We start from the raw sequence: 18152 nt of genomic DNA on the forward strand, positions 1-18152 counted from the left end.
AACGTGTGACGGGGCGGATCGACCACGTCGATCCGCCCCGTCACAGCGGTGCTGGTGTGTCTCAGTGGTTGATGAGGACGACGATGGACCCGAGCGTCACTCCCCCGACGAGTCGCCTTCTGCGGTGTCGCTCTCGGTCGGGACGTCCTCGGCGTCGATCTCGAGGGCGGCGTCCTCGCGGCCGGACTCCTCGAGGAACTGCTCGTCGGTGTCGGGCTGCTCGGGGGACGCGGCTGCGGTGGTCTCTTCTGCGGGGTCGGGCTGGCTGTACGTCATGCGCTGGACCGTACGCCCGCTCCGCTGAGCGCGGCGGTCGGAGTGCGCTGGTCGGCCGCTCCCCCGCCGACGACGGTCGCTGCGACGCCCCTCAGGCCCCGACGAACTCCGCCAGGTGCTGGGCGGTCACCGTCGATCGGTCGGCGACGAGTTGCCCGGGCGTGCCCTCGAACACGACCCGCCCGCCGTCGCGCCCCGCCCCTGGGCCGAGGTCGATGATCCAGTCCGCGTGCGCCATGACGGCCTGGTGGTGTTCGATGACGACGACCGTGCGCCCGGCGTCCACCATACGATCGAGGAGGCCGAGCAGCCCCGCGACGTCGGCGAGGTGGAGGCCCGTGGTCGGCTCGTCGAGCACGATCACGTTGCCGGGTTCACCGAGGTGCACGGCGAGCTTCAGTCGCTGGCGTTCCCCGCCCGACAGCGTCGTCAACGGCTGGCCGATCGTCAGGTAGCCGAGGCCGACGTCGACCAGCCGACCGAGGACGGCATGCGCGGCGGGGATGCGTGCGTCGCCCTCCGCGAAGAACCGTTCGGCCTCGGACACCGGCATCGCGAGCACCTCACTGATGTCCTTGCCGCCGAGGTGGTACTCGAGCACGGTCTGGTCGAAGCGCTTGCCGCCGCACTCGATGCACGTGGTCGAGACGCCTGCCATGATGCCGAGGTCCGTGTAGACGACCCCGGCACCGTTGCACGCCGGGCACGCGCCCTCGGAGTTGGCGCTGAACAACGCGGGTTTCACGCCGTTCGCCTTCGCGAAGGCCTTCCGGATGGGTTCGAGGAGACCGGTGTACGTCGCCGGGTTGCTCCGACGGGACCCTCGGATCGCGCCCTGGTCGATCGTGACCACGCCGTCCCGGGTCGACAGTGCGCCGTGGATCAGCGAGCTCTTGCCGGACCCTGCGACGCCGGTGACGACCGTCAGCACCCCGGTCGGGACGTCGACGTCCACATCCTGCAGGTTGTGCGTTGCCGCGCCACGGATCTCGATCGCCCCGCTGGGGGTCCGGACGTCGGCACGCAGGGTCTGCCGGTCGCCGAGGTGCCGCCCGGTCACGGTGTCGCTCGCCCGCAGTTCGTCGACCGTCCCCTCGAAGCAGACCCGGCCACCCTCGGACCCGGCACCGGGACCGAGGTCGACGACGTGGTCGGCGATCCGGATGACCTCGGGCTTGTGCTCGACCACCAGCACGGTGTTGCCCTTGTCGCGGAGGCGCAGGAGGAGTTCGTTCATGCGCTCGACGTCGTGCGGGTGGAGCCCGGTGCTCGGCTCGTCGAACACGTACGTCACGTCGCTCAGCGCCGATCCGAGGTGCTTCACCATCTTCACCCGCTGCCCCTCTCCCCCGGAGAGGGTGCCGGTCGGACGGTCGAGCGAGAGGTAGCCGAGGCCGATCTCGACGAACGCGTCGACCGCGTCCCGCAGTCCGTAGAGCAACGGGCCGACGCTCGGCGCGTCGAGCGTTCGGAGCCAGTCGGCGAGATCGCTGATCTGCATGGCGCAGACGTCGGCGATGTTCTTCCCGTCGATCCGGGAGGACCGGGCGCTGTCGTTGAGGCGCGTCCCGTCGCACGTCGGACAGGTCGTGAACGTCACGGCCCGGTCGACGAACGCGCGGATGTGCGGCTGCATCGACTCACGGTCCTTCTGCAGCAGGGAGCGTCGGACCCGGGGTACCAGACCCTCGTACGTCATGTTGATCCCGGCGATCTTCCGCTTGGTCGGCTCGCGGTACAGGAAGTCCTGTCGTTCCTGCTCGGTGAACTCCCTGATGGGCTTCGACCTGTCGACGTACCCGGACTCGGCGAACATGCGGACGTTCCAGCCGTCCGTGCCGTAGCCGGGGACCGTGATCGCACCGTCAGCCAGGGACTTCGAGTCGTCGAAGAGCTGCGTGAGGTCGATGTCGCTCACCTGCCCGCGGCCTTCGCAGTCGGCGCACATGCCCCCGAGTCGGTCGTAGGTGACGCGCTCGGCCTTGGCGTCGGTCCCCTTCTGGACCGTGATCGCCCCGCGGGCCGACACGGTCGCGAGGTTGAACGAGAAGGCGTTCGGGCCACCGATGTGCGGCTGCCCGAGGCGGCTGAAGAGCAGCCGCAGCAGCGCGTTCGCGTCCGTGACCGTCCCGACGGTGGAGCGGGGGTCCGAGCCGATGCGCTCCTGGTCGACGACGATCGCCGTGGTCAGTCCGTCGAGGAGGTCCACGTCGGGGCGACCGAGCGACGGCAGGAAGCCCTGGACGAACGCGCTGTACGTCTCGTTGATCATGCGCTGCGACTCGGCCGCGACGGTTCCGAAGACCAGCGAGCTCTTGCCGGAACCCGACACACCGGTGAAGACGGTCAACCGCCGTTTCGGCAGGTCGACGTCGACGTCCCGGAGGTTGTGCTCCCGCGCGCCGCGGACGCGGATGCGGTCGTGCTGGTCGGCAGCGTGCTCGGAGCCGGTGTGCATGGACGTCACCGTAGCGCGCGGTCCGTCCGTGGCGACACCCCCACGGACGGGAGCAGCGCGACGGAGGCGGGGCGCGCCTCCAGGCCGCTGCGCAGCAGGTCAGCCCCGCGACCGCCCTGCGCGACGTACCAGCTCGGGGAGTTCCGCCGGCTCGAAGGGTTCCGCGGTCGCTGCGAGCTCGTCAGCGGTCCACCAACGCGATGCGGTGATGTCGACGCGCTCGTCGTCGGTCCAGCCGCTGTCGTCGAGCTCGAAGCCGTCGGTGTGCACGACGTAGAACTCGGCGTGACCGCGGTCGTGGTCGGCTTGGTCCCAGGTCACGTCGAAGTCGTGCGACCAGACGCTCTCGCCGGGGTCGGCGATGACGATGCCGGTCTCCTCACGGAGCTCGCGGACCGCGGCGTCGCGGTGCGACTCCCCCGGGTCCACACCGCCACCCGGCGTGATCCAGCGGTGGAAGCCGTCCGAGGACGGAGCGCGGGTGTCCATGAGGAACACCCGGCCGTCCGGGTCGAGCAGCAGGATGCGTGAGGTGCGGCGCAGGCCGGGCTTCGCGGTCACGCGGTCGACGCTACGCGCCGTGTCGACCACGCGCCGTGTCGACTACGCGCCGAAGCCGCTGACGTCGCCGACGAGCTTGGTGTGGTCCGCCGGGACGGGCTCGACGGCCGCGAGCGCGATCTCCGCCGCGAACTCGGACACGCTGTAGAGCTTCCCGACCTCCTGCCGCCGACCCTCGATCGCACCGGGGTTGAGGCGGTTGAGCAGGGTGGCCGTGATGGTGCCCTCGATCATGTCGCCCGAGACGACGACGAACTCGATCCCGGCGGCTTCGAGCTGCGGGACGAGCTCGCGCAGGGCGAGTTCGCCGGCGCGCTTGCTCTTCGCGACGGGGACGTACTCGTCCATCGTCTCCGCCGTCTCGACGAAGTGTGCCTGGTGGCTGGTGACGAACACGACACGGGACCCGGCCGGCATGTGCGGGACCGCGGTGCGGAGCATGTCGACCTGCGCGTCGCGGTTCAGCCGGAGCGCGTAGTCCTCACCGAGGCCGGACTCCATGCCGCCCGACGCGTTGAGCACGAGGAGGTCGATGCCACCCCACGCTGCGACGACCTGGTCGACCATCGCCTGGACCGAGTCGTGGTCGGTGAGGTCGGCGCCGATGGCGAGGGCTGCGCCGCCGTCCGCCTCGATCTTCTCCGCGATCTGCTCGGCGCGCTTGGCCTTGTTGCGGTAGTTCACGACGACCTTCGCGCCGGCCGCCGCCAGGTACCCGACGGTGTCGGCGCCGATGCCGCGGGACGAACCCGTCACGAGGGCCCGCTTGTCGGCGAGGGATCCGGGGGCGAGGGGGTTGCTCACAGTCGTGCTCCAGGTGGGGTCGGAGGTCTCGTTGCCGCAACGAGCCTACCGTCCGGGACGCGACCGTCGGTCGCAGGTGATATGTTGAACGGAGTTTGACCGGCCGTCGCGACGCAGCGAACGCCGTGCGCGACCGAGGGAGGGAGATCGCGTGTCCGGACCTGACTGGATCCAGACCATCGTGTGGATCGGCCTGGTGCTGATCCTGGGGGTGGTCGAGATCTTCACGCTCGACTTCATCTTCATCATGCTCGCGGCGGGAGCAGCCGGTGGGTTGATCGCCGCTCTGCTCGGTGCGCCGTGGTGGCTGTCCGCGCTCGTCGCAGCCGCGCTCGCCCTCCTCCTGCTCCTCCTGGTGCGCCCGCGCCTCCTGCACGCGCTCAACCGGGGCGCCGATCCGCACCGTACCGGCATCGACGGACTCGTCGGCCTGTCCGGCACCGTCGCGGTCGCGTTCACCTCGTCCTCTCCGGGGCAGGTCCGGCTCGCCAACGGCGAGACCTGGAGCGCTCGGCTCGCGGGCACGTCCACCGACCGTCTGCCCGCCCTGGGCACCCCCGTCGTCGTCGAGTCCATCGAGGGCTCGACCGCCGTCGTCCGCATCGACCAGAAAGACGTCTCATGACCACCCTCTCAACGGGGACGATCCTGCTCCTCCTGCTCATCCTCGTCGTCGTCGTCTTCGTCATCGTCGTGCTCGCGCGCGCGATCCGGATCGTGCCGCAGGCGACCGCCGGCATCGTGGAACGGCTCGGGAAGTACCACAAGACGCTCAGCCCGGGGCTCAACCTGCTCGTGCCGTTCATCGACCGCCTGCGGCCCCTGATCGACATGCGCGAGCAGGTCGTCTCGTTCCCGCCGCAGCCGGTGATCACCGAGGACAACCTGGTCGTCTCGATCGACACCGTGGTCTACTTCCAGGTCACGGACGCCCGCGCGGCGACGTACGAGATCGCGAACTACCTCGGCGCGGTCGAGCAGCTCACCACCACCACGCTCCGCAACGTCGTCGGCGGTCTGAACCTCGAAGAGGCCCTCACCAGCCGCGACAACATCAACGGACAGCTCCGAGTCGTGCTCGACGAGGCAACGGGCAAGTGGGGCATCCGCGTCGGTCGTGTCGAGCTCAAGGCGATCGAGCCGCCGGTGTCGATCCAGGACGCCATGGAGCAGCAGCTGCGTGCCGAGCGGAACCGTCGTGCGGCGATCCTGCAGGCCGAAGGCACGAAGCAGTCGCAGATCCTCGAGGCCGAGGGGCAGCGCCAGGCGGCCATCCTCCAGGCAGAGGGTGACGCGAAGGCGCAGGTCCTCCGGGCCGAGGGTGAGGCGCAGGCGATCGCGACGGTCTTCGACGCGATCCACACCGGGGACCCGGACGAGAAGCTCCTGTCCTACCAGTACCTGCAGACGCTGCCGAAGCTCGCCGAGGGCACCGCGAACAAGCTCTGGATGATCCCGAGCGAGTTCACCAAGGCCCTCTCGGGCATCGCCGAGGGCTTCACGGCGGGTCGGAGCGGCGGAACCGCGGGTCCCGGTGGCACCGGCGGCGGCGACTTCCTGGAGCGCATCTCCAAGCTCGCGAACGAGAGCCTGGCGAACACGGCCGCTGCGAACGCCGCTGCGTCGTCGACCCCCCGGCCGGACGCCACCGCGGCGGACATCGTGCCGGAGTCCGACCTCGACCAGCGTCTGGCCGAGTCCGACAAGAGCGTGGACGCGCGGCTGGCCGCGGCGGACGAAGCCACCCACGAGGAACTCGGCGACACGAAGTAGGACGCACACGAAGAAGCCCGCCCCGGGATGTCCCGGGGCGGGCTTCTTCGTGTCGATCGGGGCTCAGGCGCCGCGGCGTGCTCGCAGGAACTGCAGACGCTCCTGCAGCAGCTCCTCGAGTTCCTCCCGCGAGCGGCGCTCGAGCAGCATGTCCCAGTGCGTGCGAGGGGCCTTGACGTCCTCTTCCGCGACCTCGACGGGAACACCGTCGTCGCCGAGGAGTCGACCCTCACGTCCGGATCGGGGGTCCGACCAGGTCGACGGGACCTCAGCCTCAGCCGAGAAGATCACGTCGAACGTCTCGCCGGAGTCGGACTGGTAGACCGCGCGCTTGCGGTCCGAGAGCTCGACGCCCTCTTCGCTCTGGAGACTCTGACTCCCGAGCCGCATGCCGCGAAGACTTCGATCAGCCATCGGTGTGCTCCTTCCGCTCGTCCTGCCCTCCACAACACTGTTCCACGGGGGTTCGTTCCCCGACCGGCGCATTCACAGTGCGTTCCCAGTGGGAGGCCACGCTCGGCCTGGACCGCGTGATCTGGCGTCCCAGCCGCCCTCAGCAGGACCGCCGACGACGTGACACGACCCGGAACGCGCCGAGTTCAGCGACGGCGACGCGACCAGGGGGCGCAGGCGAGCAGGACGAGCAGGCCACCGAGTGACAGCAGGAGCGTCAGCGACCCGGAGAACACCGTGGCCGGCGTCGTGGACGTCCCGAGCGGCACGTCGGTGACCATCGAGGTCGCGGTGTACGCCGGCACGCGGTCGATCGTCCGTCCGGTGGGGTCGATCACCTGGGATGCGCCGACGGTGGAGATGTTGACCAGGGACCGCCCCGTCTCGATCGCCCGCATCCGAGCGATCTCGAGCTGCTGGAGGTTCTCGTCGGTGCCGTCGAAGTCGGCGTTGTTCGTCTGCGCCAGGATCACCTGCGCTCCCCCACGAGCCATGTCCGTCGTCAGCCCGTCGTCGACGATGTCGAAGCAGATCGAGATGCCCGCCTTGATCCCGGCGACGGACAGCACGTTCGGTCTCGTCCCGGGCGTGTAGTCCCGCTGCAGCAGACCGATGAGCGAGGGCGCGAGCTTCGAGAAGAACCAGCGGTCGGGCACGTACTCACCGAACGGCACCGGCCGCTTCTTGTCGTACGACGACTGCCACCCCTGCGCGGTCCAGACGAACGACGTGTTGTGGAGCACGCCCGACGGCGTCTGGGTGATCGCGCCTGCCACGATCGGTGCGCCCACGGACCGGACGACCGAGTCGAGGGCCGACGCCACGACGGGCTGCTGCCGGGGATCGAACTCGGCGGACGCCTCGGGCCACACCACGAGGTCGACGCCCTTCGCCTCGACGTCCGTGGCGGCGACCTGCGCGGCGAGGACCTCTCCTGGCTGCGCACCGTCGAAGTACCCTGCGGGGCCGTTGCCCTGCACGGACTCGACGCGGATCGTCCCGTGCACAGCGGTCGGCCACGTGGGCACGGCGAGCACCGCAGCGACGAGGAGGCCGGCGGTCGCGACCCGGACCGGCAGGCGGAGACGCACGCCGGGCACCGTCGGCCGTACGAGCGCGAGCGACACGACGACGGCCACGCAGTAGACGACGACGAACGTCAGCCCGAGGACCCCGACGTACGCGGCCAAGTGCGCGAACGGCCCCTGCGACTGGGAGAGTCCGATGCGCCCCCAGGCGAAGCCGCCGTAGGGCCAGCTGCCCGAGAACCATTCGCGTCCGGTCCAGAGCGCGGCGACGACCGCCGGGAGGCCCCACACCCGTCCTGCGGTCGACGGCAGCACACGGGCGACCCATCGGTAGGCGAGCGCGATCGCGACGCTGCCGAGGGCGAGGTACGCAGCCTCGAACAGCGCGAGCGCGAACCACGGGACCGGACCGAGGTAGCGGCCCGCCCAGGAGATCGCCGGCACCCAGAACGCGGCGCCGGCCAGGTACCCGAGCCACGCTGCCCGGCGAGCGCGCTGACCCATCACGGCGACGAGGAGACACGCGACGGCCGGGTAGGCGAGGAACCACCAGCCCGGCGACGGGAAGGACAGGGCGAGCAGGACACCGCCGACGACGGCGAGCGGAAGGGCCGACTCGAGGGGCAGCGCACGGAACGGGCTCGCCGCGTCCACGACGGTCGTCAGTACCTCGCGCGCGGCGGGCGCGGGCCGCACGCTGCCCGCAGTCGACCGCCCGGCGCGCGCGGGCCGCGCGCCTCCCGCAGTCGACCGCCCAGCGCGCGCGGGCCGCGCGCCTCCCACGGTCGACCGCCCGGCGCGCGCCGTCCGCACGCTGCCCGCAGTCGACCGCTCGGCGCGCGTGGGCCGCGCGCGGCCCGCGGTCGAACGCGCGGAGCCGGAGCTCCCCGAACCCGAGCGCCCCACGTCCGAGTGCCCGATCTCCGAGCGCTTGCTCGGCGCGTCTCCCGCGGCCCGGCGCTCACCGACCGACCGCCCGGCCGCCGCGCGCCCGTCAGCCCCCTGCGGCGGGGTGGACCCGTCGTCGCGCGGACGCAGGTCGGACTCGGGAAGGTGCACCGGGCCTCCCGTCAGACCGTCGCGTAGGCGACGATGCCGCGACGGACCGCGTCCGTCGCGCGCCGCGCGGTCTGTGCGAGATCGTCGTCTCCCGCGTTCCGGACCTGGTCGAGGAGGTCGATCACCTGCTTGCACCACCGGACGAAGTCTCCGGCCGGCATGTCGAGCGTCCGCAGGACGTCGTCGAGCGCGGAGCCCGACGCCCACCGGAACATCCCGACCGCCATCGCAGGGGTCGGCGGCTGCGACCCGGCGAGCCGGGCATCGCGTTCGATGTCGTCGAGCCGCGCCCAGATCGTCAGGGTCTCGTCGAGTGCCGGACGGAACGCCCCACGCGGCAGGGCGTGCTCGGTACCGGGCGCGTCCTCGCGGCGGGGTTGGTAGACGATGGTCGCGGCCATCGCGGCGAGCTGCGCCGGGGTGAGTTCCTTCCAGACCCCCGCCTCGAGGCACTCCGCGACGAGCAGGTCGCGGTCGCCGTAGATCCGCTGGAGACGCCGTCCGCCGGCCGCGACGGTGGCCTCACCACTGCCGTCACCCGAGTCGACGAGGTAGCCGAGCTGCAGGAGCACGTCGGTGACCCGGTCGAAGGTCGTCGCGACGGCCCCCGTCCGGGAGCGGATCTGCTGCACGAGCTTGTCGTTGGCGCGCTTGAGCTTGTACCAGCGCTCGGCCCACCGCGCGTGGGCCTCACGGTCGGGGCAGGCGTGGCAGGGGTGCCGCTGCATGCGACGCCGGACGTCGGTGATCGCGGCCTGGCGTTCCTTGCGCGCACCGTGCGAGGCTTCGCGGCCACCGGGGACGTTCGTCCGCTCGAGGTCGGATAGTTCACGCCGGAGCGCCGCGTACTCGGTGAAGTCACCGAGGTGACAGGTCATCGCCTGCTGGTACCCGTCGAGGGACTCCTGCTGCGACCGGACCTTGCGGGCGAGGTCGACCACCGAGCGGTCCGCCTGGAACTGCGCGAACGACGTCTCGAGGACCTCGCGCGTACGGCGTCGACCGAACTGCTCGATGAGGTTGACCGCCATGTTGTACGTCGGCTTGAACGACGAGTTCAGCGGGTAGGTACGACGACTCGCCAAGGAGGCGACGGCCTGCGGGTCGAGCCCGTCGGTCCACTGGATCACCGAGTGGCCCTCGACGTCGATGCCGCGACGGCCGGCGCGACCCGTGAGCTGCGTGTACTCCCCCGGCGTGATCGGTACGCGGGCCTCGCCGTTGAACTTCTCGAGCTTCTCGAGCACGACCGTCCGGGCCGGCATGTTCACCCCGAGTGCCAGCGTCTCCGTCGCGAACACGACCTTCAGGAGCTTGCGCTGGAAGAGGTCCTCGACCACCTCCTTGAAGGCGGGCAGCAGGCCGGCGTGGTGCGCGGCGACACCGCGCTCGAGGCCCTCGAGCCACTCCCAGTAGCCCAGGACGGCGAGGTCTTCGTCGAGGAGCGTCCGACAGTGGTACTCGGCGGACTCGCGGATCTCGCGCCGTTCGTCAGCCGTGGTGAGCGACAGGCCCGAGCGCAGGACGTTCCGCACGCCCTGGTCGCAGCCGGCGCGGCTGAACACGAAGAAGATCGCCGGGAGGAGCATCCGGTCGTCGAGCATGTGCGCGATCTGCTCGCGGTACAGCTTCTCGGTACGAGGACCGCGGCGGTCGTGGTACCCGCCCCGACCGCGGCCACCGCGATGTCCACCGCCGTGCCGTTCGCTGCGCGAGGCTCCCCCGACCAGGCGCAGGAGTTCCGGGTTGACGCGGTTCGTCGCCGCCGCACCGCTCGAGTCGAACAGGTCGACCATCTTCGACCCGACGAGCACGTGCTGTTCGAGCGGGACCGGACGGTCTTCGGAGACGATGACGTCGGTGTCGCCGCGGACCGTCTGCAGCCAGTCGCCGAACTCCTCGGCGTTGGACACGGTCGCGCTCAGCGAGACGAGCCGGACCTCGGTCGGGAGGTGCAGGATCACCTCTTCCCACACGGCACCACGGAAGCGGTCGGCCAGGTAGTGGACCTCGTCGAGGACGACCCACGCGAGGTCGTCGAGCAGGTCGGAGTCCGCGTAGATCATGTTGCGGAGGACCTTGGTCGTCATCACGACCACGCGCGCCCGCGGGTTGACGTTCGTGTCGCCGGTGAGCAGCCCGACCTCGGTCTCGCCGTACGCCTGGACGAGCTCGGCGTACTTCTGGTTGCTCAGGGCCTTCATCGGCGTCGTGTAGAACACCTTCGCCGTGGGCTGCCGCATCGCCAGCCAGATCGCGAACTCGGCGACGATCGTCTTGCCCGCGCCGGTCGGTGCCGCGACGAGGACGCTGCGGCCCTGGTCGATGGCGTCACAGGCTGCGAACTGGAACGGGTCGAGGTCGAAGCGGAGGTCGGACCGGAACAGCTCGAGGTTGCGCGAGCGGTTCCGGACCTTCGCTGCCGCGTAGCGCTCGGCCGGGCTGAGGTCCGTGTTGGTCACAGGCCGTACTCTTCGTCGAGCTTGGCTTGCCGCTTGGCTGCACGTCGGTCGTGGACCCACGTGACGGCGCACGCGGCGACGTAGAGCACGGTCATCGGGATCGCCAGCAGGAACATCGAGATGACGTCGGCCGATGGCGTCACCATCGCGCAGAACACCAGGATGCAGAGGATCGCGATGCGCCACGACTTGATGATCGCGGACGCCGAGAGCACCCCGACGAAGTTCAGCAGCACCAGGAACACCGGCAGCACGAACGCGATGCCGACCGCCACGATGAGCTTGATGACGAAGTTGTAGTAGGCCTTCGCATCGACGATCGAGGTGTCCTGGCTGGACACGAAGCTGCCCAGGATCTGGACGACGTGCGGCAGGATGTACCACCCGAACCAGCAGCCGGCGAAGAACAGCGGGATCGCGGTGCCGAGGAAGCCGAACACGTACTGCTTCTCGCGCCGCACGAGCGCCGGCACGATGAACGCCCAGATCTGGTAGAGCCACACCGGGCTCGAGATCACGATGCCGATCGTGATCGCGATCTGCAGCTTGAGGTCGAACGCGCCCGTGATCATGGGGAAGTTCAGCTCGGCGGTGTGCCCGCCGATCTCCGCGAGCTTCGAGACGGGTTGGCGCAGGGCATCGAGCACGAACGGGGTGAGGAACCACCCACCGATCGCGCACACCACGACCGCGATGACCGCGCGGAAGAGACGGTTGCGCAGCTCGATGAGGTGCTGCCCGAGCGACATGCGGCCTTCGGCGTCCTTCTTCGGACGCCCGGGCCGCTTCGCTCGCCCGCTTGCGGTCGTCGAAGCCATGCGCCGATCCTACGGGACCGGTCCGACACGGCGCTGCGGCTGCGTGCGTTCGCACAGGCGGCCTGGAGGGACGGTGCGGGCCCGCCACGCGCCTCCCGGACGGGAGGTGGTCGCGTCGGCGACGCGGTGTGCGTGCACGAGCGCCCTTTCTTTCCCATCGCGGACGGGATGGCTGGCGGGATCGGGCGTACCTGGCCCGAGGGAACGACCAGGTACGCCCGGAACGACCGACCACGCCCGGAGCGACCGGGTACGCCCGGAACGACCGATCACGCCCGGAGCGACCGGGTACGCCCGGCTGTGCGTGGTCAGGCCTCGGCGAGGGCGGCGGCCGCGAAGTCGCGGATCGCGGCGCGAGCCGCGGGCGGGTCGAGCACCACGGCGCGCCCGGGCAACCCGGCGACGAGCCGCACGACGCCGTCGAACCCGTTCGACGCGGCGAGCCGGATGCGGACCCGACCGTCGTCGTCCGGCGCGTCGGCCGTGTCGGCGAGGAAGTCCGCGACGAGCGGCAGTGACGACGAGTCGAGCTCCACGGTGACGATCACGTCCTCGCGCGCCTGCTGGAACAGCGTGTCCGGGATCACCACGTCCGCCGCGGTCGTCGTGGCAGGGCGCTCCTCGACGCGCACGGCGGACATCCGGTCGAGTCGGAAGGTGCGCAGCGCCTGCCGGTCGAGGTCCCAGGCGCGCAGGTACCAGTCGGTGTCGATCGACTCGACGCGCAGGGGGTCGACGCTGCGTGTCCCGCCGCGGCTCCGCGGCCCGGCGTAGTCGAACGCGAGCCCGCGCCCGACGGACATCGCCTGCCGGATCGTCGCGAGCGTCGCGTCGTGGAGGTCCTGCCCGACCGCGACGTTCGACGCGGCACCACCGGCTCCACGCGAGAGTTTCGCCATGAGGGCTCGGATGGCGTCGCGGTCCGCGGCTTCGGGCAGCGCCGACAGGTACTGCAGCCCGGCGATGAGCGCCGATGCCTCGCGCGCGGAGAGTCGTGGCGCGTCGTCGATCGCGACGAGGTTCGTCAGGACGATCATGTCGTTCTGCTCGAAGTCGTCCCAGGCGATGTCGAACAGGTCGCCGTGCTGGTACTGCATCGTCTCGCCGGGGACGCCGGACACCGCGATGAGCTCGACGGCGCGGCGGATGCGGGACTCAGGAACGCCGAAGTGTCGTGCGGCCTCGGCCACGGAGACCCGTTCGCGGTCGATGAGGTACGGCACGAGGGCGAGCAGGAACGCGAGCTTGTCCTGCGCCTGGAGCGGCTGCTGCTCAACCACGGGCGTCTCCTTCGTGGTCGGCGACGAGGGCACGGAGCCGGGCGGTGACCCGTTCGCGGAGGTCGTCGGGCTCGAGCACGCGCACCTCGGGTCCGAACGCCGCGAGTTCCTCGGCGAGGATCTGCGGGTCGACGTGGTGGAGCACCAGGGTGCCGTCCGGCTCCGCGGCCGTGTCGCGGCGGCGCGAGAGCCGCCGCTCGGCGTCCGAGCCGGGAACGACGTGGATGCGCGCGGTCCGTGTCGCCCAGATGCGGTCGAGTTCCGCGAGGGCGCGTTCCCCCGCCCCCGCCGGTGCGGGGTGTCGGCCGACCTCGTACTGGGTCACGGGACCGACGATGCGCGACAGCAGGTAGTTCTTGGTCGCGCCCGTCGAGAACTCGTGCGCGGCGAGCATCCACCGTCCGCCGTGCTGGACGAGCGCGAGCGGTGCGAGCTCGCGTCGACGGGCCTCGTGCTGCCCGGGGGTGATGTAGTCGAATCGCACGGCGGCCGCGCGGTCGAGTGCCGAACGCAGCGGCTCGAAGGCGGCGTCGCGGGCGCGGAGCCGAGGAGCGTAGGCGTCCACCCCGAGCACGCCCGGCGCGACGTCGTCCTCGGCGCCCGCTGACCGGACCTTGAGCAGCGCGCGGCGCGAATCGGCGGAGAGAGCGCCTTCACGCCAGGCCATCGCGGCGAGGGACAGCAGTGCGGACTCGTCCGGCGTGAAGCGGACGTCGAGGGGCAGGTCGTACTCGCCCTTCGGGATGCGGTAGCGCAGCGTCTGGTTGTTGCCGGCGGCGCCGGGGGTCTCGATGGTCTCGAGCGGGATCCCGAGGTCGCGCACGTCGTCCTTGTCGCGCTCGAACTGGCGCTCGAGCGAGGCGTTGTCGCCGCCCTGTGTCCAGCGCTGCCGGTAGCCCTGCACGTTGGCCAGGATCTCGGCCTTCGTCAGCCCGGACTCCGTCGAGAGCAGCGCGAGCACGAGGCTGAAGAGCCGCTCCTCGGCAGGCACACGGGGGGTACGAGAGGCTGGCACAGGCCGATCCTACGGCAGCGCGGGTGCACCGGAGTGCACCCGCGCAGCGGTCGGTGGACGGTGCCGGGGCGTCAGCGCGGCATCACTCCGAGCACGTCGATCACGTAGGCGTCGGTCGCGCCCTGGTTGTGCACGATCGCGAGCACCTGGTCGCCGACGCGGTGCCCGAGGATCGCCTCGCGGACGCCGTCGACGATCTGGCCCTTGGCGAGCGGGACGGTGGCGGCACCGGAGCCGTCAGTCCAGTTGGAGCCGGTGACGGACGGGTCGGCGCTCCAGGTCACGGCCGTGTACTTGATGACCGCGGTGTCCTTCGCGGTGAGCTTCGTCCCGTCGCCCTTGCGGAGCAGGTGGGTCTCGTCGGACTTCGGCGCGTTCCACGACGGGATGGTGATCCCCGGGGCGCCGGACGGCGCGAGGACGACCGCGGGCATGCCGTCGCCGGCGAGCTGCGGCGTGCCGGTGGCTCGCGCGTCGAAGGCGCGCTTGACGTCGATGACCGCGATGACGGCGTCCTCGGACTTGCTGCTCGACGACGAGCCGGCGGCGCCGGACGTCGAGCTCAGCGCGCTCTTCGGCAGCGCGACGGCGAGGCGGTCGCCGACGTGGGCACACTCGACGGCCTCGCCGAGCGCTCCGTAGTTGGATGCGCCGGCGGTGATCGGTGCGGTCTGGCCGGAGTAGCCGCTCGTCTGCGCGACCTGCCCGGTCGCACCGTCGACGAGGGTGTACTCGATGAGCACGGGCGTGCCGTCCCCGACCTCGCGCCCGGTGCCCTGCTTGATCACCGAGACCTGCGTGCCCTTGGTGGTGAGTCCGGAGGGGACGGAGACCTTCGGCTCCTTGCCGAACGTGCCCGTGGCGGTGACTGCCTCGGACGCGGCACCCGGGCGGGCGCAGCTGGACGGGGTCGTCCCGGCTCCGCTCGCGGAGCAGGCCGTCAGGGTGGCGGCGAGACCGAGGGTGACCAGGAGCGCGGGGATGGTTCGATGCAGGACGGGCACGGTCGGTACTCTACCGGTCGTCCTCATGAGCCCCGGACGCGGCGGACGCTGCCCCGGACACGGCGGCCCCAGCGCCGGACTCGGTGGACTCGGTGGACTCGGCGGACCCGGCCTCGGCCGCCGCGACCCGCCGTGCCTGCGCGGCCGCCTGGCGAGCGACCTTCCGCAGCTTCTTGTCGCTCGCGCTCCGCTCCCCCACGGCGCCGGGCGTCCAGGCCTCGACGTCCTCGTCGGAGAACTCCGCCTTGCCGGCACGGCGCTTGAGGTTCGGCAGCACCACACCGTCGGCGAGGCGTCGCGCCGTCACGAGGAACCCGGTGTGCCCGACCATGCGGTGGTCCGGACGGACCGCGAGCCCCTCGACGTGCCAGGTGCGGACGAGGGTCTCGCTCGGCATCGGGTCGGTGAAGCGGCCGGTGTCGCGGAGGGCCTCGGCCGTGCGCGAGAGCTGGGTGACGGTGGCGACGTAGCAGACGATCAGGCCACCGGGCACGAGCGCGTCGGCCGCTGCGTCGACACACTCCCACGGCGCGAGCATGTCGAGCACGACGCGGTCGACGCTCTGCGGCTCGGCGGCACCCGGGAGCTCCTCGACGAGGTCGCCGACGGTCACCGACCAGTTGTCGGGGACGGCGCCGAGGAACGTGCCGACGTTGCCGCGGGCGATGGCGGCGAACTCCTCGCGGCGTTCGAACGACTGCAGCTGGCCGGTCGGCCCGATCGCGCGGAGCAGGAAGAGCGACAGCGCACCGGACCCCACCCCGGCCTCGACGACACGGGCGCCGGGGAAGACGTCGGCGAACGCGACGATCTGCGCCGCGTCCTTCGGGTACACGATCGCGGCACCGCGCGGCATCGACATCACGTAGTCGTTGAGCAGCGGTCGGAGGGCGAGGTACTCGTCACCCGTGGTCGCACGGATGACCGAGCCGTCCGGCTGCCCGATGACGTCGTCGTGGCGGAGCACCCCGCGGTGGGTGTGGTACTCGCCGCCGGTCTCCAGGGAGAGCGTCGTCAGCTTGCCCTTCGGACCGGTCAGCTGCACGCGGTCGCCGGACCGGAACGGGCCGCGGGGCGGCGTGTGCGGCGCACCGCCGGCGGTGTGCGGCAGCGACGCCGTGGCGTCGTCCGGACGGGAGGCGCGGGTCACCGCCGCCTCGTCGCCGACGTGGTCGAGGTCGCTCACCGGGCACCGCCCTCGGTCACCGCAGCGTCGGCGGGCACGTGTGCCGTGCCTCCCGGCTGCGCCGCTGACCCGGCCGCACGCGCGGCGAGGGCCGGACTCGTCAGCTCGACGAGTCGGTCGACGTCCACGCCGGCCAACGTGGTGAGGTGGACGTCGCCGCCGGCGATGTCCGCCAGCGGGACGATGTGCTCGACGGCGATCGTGACCGCACCGGAGGCGACGGCCGAGGCGACGCCCGTGGCGGAGTCCTCGATCGCGACGCACGCGGTCGGCTCGACGCCGAGCTGCGCGGCGGCGGACAGGTAGGCGTCCGGGAAGGGCTTGGGCCGCTCGACGTCGTCACCGGCGACGACGACACGGAAACCGCGGGCGCCGAGGGCCTCGGCCGCGACGAGCGCCATCGACCGGCGGGACATCGTGACGAGGGCCGTCGGGATGCCGCGGTCGTGCAGCTCCTCGACGAGTTCACGGGCACCAGGACGCCACGGCAGGTCGTCGTGCCGCAGGCGGTCGGAGACGTACTCCGTCATCCAGAGGACGATCTCCTCGACCTCCATGTCGACCCCGCGGTCGCGGAGGATCTCGCCGGAGCGCTCGAGCCCGGAGCCGACGAGCGACAGACCGTCCTCGTGCGTCCAGGTCGCACCGAACCGCTCGGTGAGCTCGACCTGGGACTGCTGCCAGATCGGTTCGGTGTCGATGATCGTGCCGTCCATGTCCCACAGCACGGCTGCGGGCAGGACTCGGTCGGGGCGCTGGGCGGTCACGGGCGACGAGTCTACCGGTCGGCCCGGTTCACCCCGTCGACCGCCGGGCGCGCTCCGGCAGGCGGCGCGGACGTTCCGCTGGGGGCGGACTGCTGCCGGTCCACGCCGTGTCGGGCCTACAGTGGGTCCCTGGTCAACGTCCCACGCGCGCGGTCCGCACGACCCGGCCGCGCCCCTTCCAGGAGGTCCGCTCCGTGCCACAGCACTCCCCCTTCAGCGACGGCCGACTGCTCGTCGTCGCCTTCGAGGGCTGGAACGACGCCGGCGAGGCGGCCAGCGGGCTCGCCCGACGGATCGTCGACGCGCTCGAGCTCGACGAGCTCCGCGAGATCGACGGGGAGCGCTACGTCGACTACCAGTTCAACCGCCCCACGGTGGGCACGGACGACGACGGCGAGCGCGGCATCCAGTGGCCTCGCATCGTGCTGCACGGCCCGGGCACCGACGGCCGCCCGGTGATCGGCGCGACCGGCTCGGAGTCCGACCGCGAGGTGTTCGTGCTCGTCGGCCCGGAGCCCTCGCGGACGTGGCGCGGGTTCTGCGCCGAGGTGATCGACCTCATCGACGTGTACTCGATCGACGCTGTGGTGTTCGTCGGCGCGATGCTCGCCGACGTGCCGCACACCCGGCCGATCTCGGTGTTCGTGTCGAGCGAGAACGCCGGAGTGCGTGCGGCGTTCGACGTCGACAAGTCCTCCTACGAGGGACCGACCGGCATCCTCGGTGTCCTCGCCGACGCGGTGGACAAGGCCGGGCTGACGACGCTGTCCCTCTGGGCCTCGGTCCCGCACTACGTGCACAACTCCCCGTCGCCCAAGGCGACGCTCTCGCTGCTCGACAAGATCGAGGAGCTCACCGACGTCACGGTGCCCCGCGGGTCGCTCCTGGACGACGCGACCGAGTGGGAGGAGGGCATCGACGCCCTCGCCGCGGACGACGAGGACATGGCGACCTACATCGGGCAGCTCGAGCAGGCGCGGGACACCGTCGACTCGCCCGAAGCCTCCGGGGACGCCATCGCGCAGGAGTTCGAGCAGTACCTCCGGCGTCGGGAGCGCAAGGACGGCAAGGACGGCGGGACTGCGGGCGGCGAAGGCTTCCGCCCGCCGCAGCCGCCGCAGTAGCGCTCTCGGCGCCCGGCGCGGCCGGTTGCGCGGGTCGCGCCGTGCGCACGTGCCCGGTCACGACACCACGCCCGCTCCGGCACC

General features: G+C 71.4%; 16 protein-coding genes. 3 read left to right on the top strand and 13 right to left on the bottom strand.

The genetic code is table 11. The features are described 5' to 3' along the window. Positions 1 to 96 precede the first annotated feature (96 nt). The 4 genes from ABC270_RS10770 to ABC270_RS10785 all read right to left on the bottom strand — a co-directional run bounded on the left by ABC270_RS10770 (position 97) and on the right by ABC270_RS10785 (position 4099). Positions 97 to 276, bottom strand: a complete 180-nt coding sequence (locus tag ABC270_RS10770) for a hypothetical protein (RefSeq protein WP_412880795.1) — start codon at positions 274 to 276, stop codon at positions 97 to 99. A gap of 91 nt (positions 277 to 367) precedes the next feature. Beyond that, positions 368 to 2734, bottom strand: coding sequence for an ATP-binding cassette domain-containing protein (locus tag ABC270_RS10775; protein WP_412880796.1), 2367 nt, complete (start codon positions 2732 to 2734; stop codon positions 368 to 370). 99 nt (positions 2735 to 2833) lie between these two features. Then, positions 2834 to 3295: an NUDIX hydrolase gene (locus ABC270_RS10780; RefSeq protein WP_412880797.1), complete on the bottom strand. Its 462-nt coding sequence runs from the start codon at positions 3293 to 3295 to the stop codon at positions 2834 to 2836. Positions 3296 to 3337: 42 nt separating this feature from the next. Beyond that, positions 3338 to 4099 carry an SDR family oxidoreductase gene (locus tag ABC270_RS10785; RefSeq protein WP_412880798.1) on the bottom strand — a complete coding sequence of 254 codons (762 nt, stop codon included), beginning with the start codon at positions 4097 to 4099 and terminating at the stop codon, positions 3338 to 3340. Between the two features lie 151 nt (positions 4100 to 4250). Here ABC270_RS10785 and ABC270_RS10790 point away from each other — a divergent pair, with 151 nt between their 5' ends. Together ABC270_RS10790 and ABC270_RS10795 are read left to right on the top strand one after the other, a co-directional pair. Then, complete coding sequence (locus ABC270_RS10790; RefSeq protein ID WP_412880799.1) at positions 4251 to 4724, top strand: NfeD family protein; 474 nt, start codon at positions 4251 to 4253, stop codon at positions 4722 to 4724. Then, complete coding sequence (locus tag ABC270_RS10795) at positions 4721 to 5872, top strand: SPFH domain-containing protein (protein ID WP_412880800.1); 1152 nt, start codon at positions 4721 to 4723, stop codon at positions 5870 to 5872. The genes ABC270_RS10790 and ABC270_RS10795 overlap by 4 nt, the downstream gene beginning before the upstream one ends. A 63-nt stretch (positions 5873 to 5935) precedes the next feature. On the opposite strand, the gene ABC270_RS10800 is transcribed toward ABC270_RS10795, so the two are convergent. The 9 genes from ABC270_RS10800 to ABC270_RS10840 all read right to left on the bottom strand — a co-directional run bounded on the left by ABC270_RS10800 (position 5936) and on the right by ABC270_RS10840 (position 16944). Then, positions 5936 to 6286, bottom strand: coding sequence for an RNA polymerase-binding protein RbpA (locus tag ABC270_RS10800; protein WP_412880801.1), 351 nt, complete (start codon positions 6284 to 6286; stop codon positions 5936 to 5938). 185 nt (positions 6287 to 6471) lie between these two features. After that, on the bottom strand, positions 6472 to 8049 hold the full coding sequence (lnt, locus tag ABC270_RS10805) for an apolipoprotein N-acyltransferase (protein WP_412880802.1): 1578 nt from the start codon (positions 8047 to 8049) through the stop codon (positions 6472 to 6474). A gap of 374 nt (positions 8050 to 8423) precedes the next feature. Beyond that, positions 8424 to 10874, bottom strand: a complete 2451-nt coding sequence (locus ABC270_RS10810) for a DEAD/DEAH box helicase (protein WP_412880803.1) — start codon at positions 10872 to 10874, stop codon at positions 8424 to 8426. After that, positions 10871 to 11623, bottom strand: coding sequence for a twin-arginine translocase subunit TatC (tatC, locus tag ABC270_RS10815; RefSeq protein ID WP_412882072.1), 753 nt, complete (start codon positions 11621 to 11623; stop codon positions 10871 to 10873). The genes ABC270_RS10810 and tatC overlap by 4 nt, the downstream gene beginning before the upstream one ends. Before the next feature lie 377 nt (positions 11624 to 12000). After that, positions 12001 to 12972 carry a helix-turn-helix transcriptional regulator gene (locus ABC270_RS10820; RefSeq protein WP_412880804.1) on the bottom strand — a complete coding sequence of 324 codons (972 nt, stop codon included), beginning with the start codon at positions 12970 to 12972 and terminating at the stop codon, positions 12001 to 12003. Further along, on the bottom strand, positions 12965 to 13987 hold the full coding sequence (locus ABC270_RS10825; protein WP_412880805.1) for a helix-turn-helix transcriptional regulator: 1023 nt from the start codon (positions 13985 to 13987) through the stop codon (positions 12965 to 12967). Before ABC270_RS10825 ends, ABC270_RS10820 begins: the two co-directional genes overlap by 8 nt. A gap of 71 nt (positions 13988 to 14058) precedes the next feature. Further along, complete coding sequence (locus tag ABC270_RS10830; protein ID WP_412880806.1) at positions 14059 to 14991, bottom strand: FKBP-type peptidyl-prolyl cis-trans isomerase; 933 nt, start codon at positions 14989 to 14991, stop codon at positions 14059 to 14061. A gap of 10 nt (positions 14992 to 15001) precedes the next feature. Further along, on the bottom strand, positions 15002 to 16102 hold the full coding sequence (locus ABC270_RS10835; protein WP_412882073.1) for a tRNA (adenine-N1)-methyltransferase: 1101 nt from the start codon (positions 16100 to 16102) through the stop codon (positions 15002 to 15004). Positions 16103 to 16173: 71 nt separating this feature from the next. Beyond that, complete coding sequence (locus ABC270_RS10840) at positions 16174 to 16944, bottom strand: HAD family hydrolase (protein ID WP_412880807.1); 771 nt, start codon at positions 16942 to 16944, stop codon at positions 16174 to 16176. 194 nt (positions 16945 to 17138) lie between these two features. Between ABC270_RS10840 and ABC270_RS10845 the strand changes: the two genes are divergently transcribed. Further along, positions 17139 to 18068, top strand: a complete 930-nt coding sequence (locus ABC270_RS10845; protein ID WP_412880808.1) for a proteasome assembly chaperone family protein — start codon at positions 17139 to 17141, stop codon at positions 18066 to 18068. Positions 18069 to 18152 lie beyond the last annotated feature (84 nt).

The sequence above is a fragment of the Curtobacterium phoenicis genome (assembly GCF_047238015.1).
In the GTDB taxonomy this organism is placed as follows: domain Bacteria; phylum Actinomycetota; class Actinomycetes; order Actinomycetales; family Microbacteriaceae; genus Curtobacterium.